At 75.0% G+C, this 2,186-nt stretch carries 2 protein-coding genes; both read left to right on the top strand.

Annotation, left to right across the window (positions count from 1 at the left end; all coding sequences use genetic code 11):
• The coding region (locus GUY61_RS37725) for an RDD family protein (RefSeq protein WP_166634795.1) at positions 1–1,443 on the top strand (1,443 nt) is incomplete at its 5' end.
• Positions 1,444–1,502: 59 nt separating this feature from the next.
• Positions 1,503–2,135, top strand: a complete 633-nt coding sequence (locus GUY61_RS37730) for an RDD family protein (RefSeq protein WP_166634796.1) — start codon at positions 1,503–1,505, stop codon at positions 2,133–2,135.
• Positions 2,136–2,186 lie beyond the last annotated feature (51 nt).

Genomic DNA, 2,186 nt, shown 5'->3' on the forward strand with positions numbered 1-2,186 from the left:
GATCCGTCCATTCCGGGCTATGTGCGGTACTGGAACGGAGTCTCATGGGTGCCCGGCACCAGCCGCCCCGCGCCCGCCAAGGGCGAGCAGGCCCCGGCCCCGGCCGAGGGCCCCGAGGGGGACGCGCCCGCGTCCGCCCCGGGGTCCCCGGGCGGGGCCGCGGCTCCCGCCGCCCCCGCCGCTCCGGCGGTTCCCGCGCCGTCGCCCGCGCCGGCCGAGGAGACGGGGCCGGTCTTCCTCGACGAGGACCCGCCCTGGCGCGCGGACCCCGCACAGCAGGACCGGGACGGGCGCGTCTCCTGGGGCGCGGGCACCGCCGGGTCCCGTTCAGGCTCAGGACCCGATCCCCGGCAGAACTGGCCCGAGGCGGAAGGCTCCGCCGCAGCTCCCGTCAGCGGCGAACCCTGGCAGACCCCGGGCCGCAGGCCGGCGGACCGGCCCTCGCCCGCGCCCTCCGTCCAGGCGGGGGATCTCAGGCGCGGGGCCACGGCCCAGAACCGTTCCCGTACGGACACGCCCGGCGCCCCCGGTCCCGGTGCGGGGGCCGGTCCCGGCGTGGGAGCCGGTGGCGGCGCGGGCGGTGGAACCGGGGGCGCCGCTCCCGAATCCCCGGTCTGGCCGGCGCCCGAGACGGCCGAGACTCCCGGCACCATGACCATGCGTCCCGCCGGCCCCGGGGCGCAGCGGACCCCCGCCGACGCACAGGCGTCCGGCCCCGCCGCCCCGGTGCCGCAGCAGTTCGGCACCGACCGGCGCACGGAGCAGGGCCCTGCCGCCGACACGCCCCAGGCCCCCGCCCAGCAGGCCCCCATGGCGTCGGGCCCGGGCGGCGGTGCCTCCTCCTGGCCCCAGCAGGTGCACCAGCTGGCGCGCTCGGGGGAAGAGCGGGCGGATCCGGTGGTGCCGTGGAAGCCGCCGGTCGTCGACCCGTTCCTGGCCGCTGTGCAGGCGCAGGCCGCCGCCCGCCCCGCGGGCCTGGGCCGGCGCTTCGCCGCGCGGCTCGTCGACACGCTGGCGCTGGCGCTCGTCATGGGCGCCGCCGCCGTTCCCGTCGCGCCCGCGGTGACCGAACACATCGACGAGAAGATCGAGGCCGCCAAGCTCACCGGAGAGACCGTCACGGTGTGGCTGCTGGACGGCACGACCTCCCTCTACCTCGGCATCCTGCTCGGCGTCTTCCTGATCTTCGGCGTGCTGTACGAGGTGCTGCCCACCGTCAAGTGGGGCCGTACCGCGGGCAAGAAGCTGTTCAAGGTGCAGGTGCGGGACATCGAGGCGCACGAGCCGCCGGGCTTCGGAGCGGCGCTGCGGCGCTGGCTGGTGTACGGCGTGCTTGGCCTGCTCGTGGTCGGCGTCGTCAATGTGCTCTGGTGTCTGTTCGACCGGCCCTGGCGCCAGTGCTGGCACGACAAGGCGGCCCGCACCTTCGTCGCGGCCGACTGACGTCCCTCGTACGGCCGTGCCCTATTGCGCTCGTACCCGGTGCGCGGTCGACTCGGTGCATGAGTACTCAACCGCCGGAGAACGACCCCTTCAGGAAGGAGCCTCCGCCGAGCGGCAGCGGCGGTGGCGGCTCCCCGTACGACGGCAGTTCCCAGCCCCCGCCGTACGGGCCGGGTCCCTACGGCCCCGAGGGCTACGGCGGCGGCGACCCGCTCGCCGGCATGCCGCCGCTCGGCTCCTTCGGCCGGCGGTTCCTCGCCCGGCTCATCGACCTGCTGATCGTCACGGTCCCGCTCACGCTGATCTCGCTGCCCTTCGGCGGGGCGGACGTGACCTCGGACGGCGGCGACGACTTCAATGACTTCGTCACCGACCTCAACAGCAGCGAGCAGTGGGTGTGGACGCTCATCACCGCGGTCGCGCTGGTGCTCTACGACTGGCTGATGGTCAGGAACAACGGGCAGACCCTCGGCAAGCGGCTGCTCGGGCTGCGGGTCGCGATGCTCTCCGACGGCAGCACCCCGGACTCCAACGCCTCGCTGGCGCGCGCCGCCGTGCTGCTGCTGCCCGCGTGGCTGTGCTGCCCGTGCCTGTGGCTGGCGATCATCAGCGTGATGATCCTGGCCGACAAGCCGTACAAACAGGGGCTGCACGACAAGGCGGGCAAGACCGTCGTGGTCTCCACGGGCTGATGCCCCGCGTCGTCCTGAGAGCCCTTCGTCGTCCTGACGGCTACCTGGCCC

This window comes from Streptomyces sp. GC420, assembly GCF_009916105.1.
GTDB lineage: Bacteria > Actinomycetota > Actinomycetes > Streptomycetales > Streptomycetaceae > Streptomyces.

Excerpts from the sequence above, each read along its gene's own strand:
- GUY61_RS37730 (WP_166634796.1), top strand. The coding sequence starts at position 1,503 with ATGAGTACTCAACCGCCGGAGAACGACCCCTTCAGGAAGGAGCCTCCG.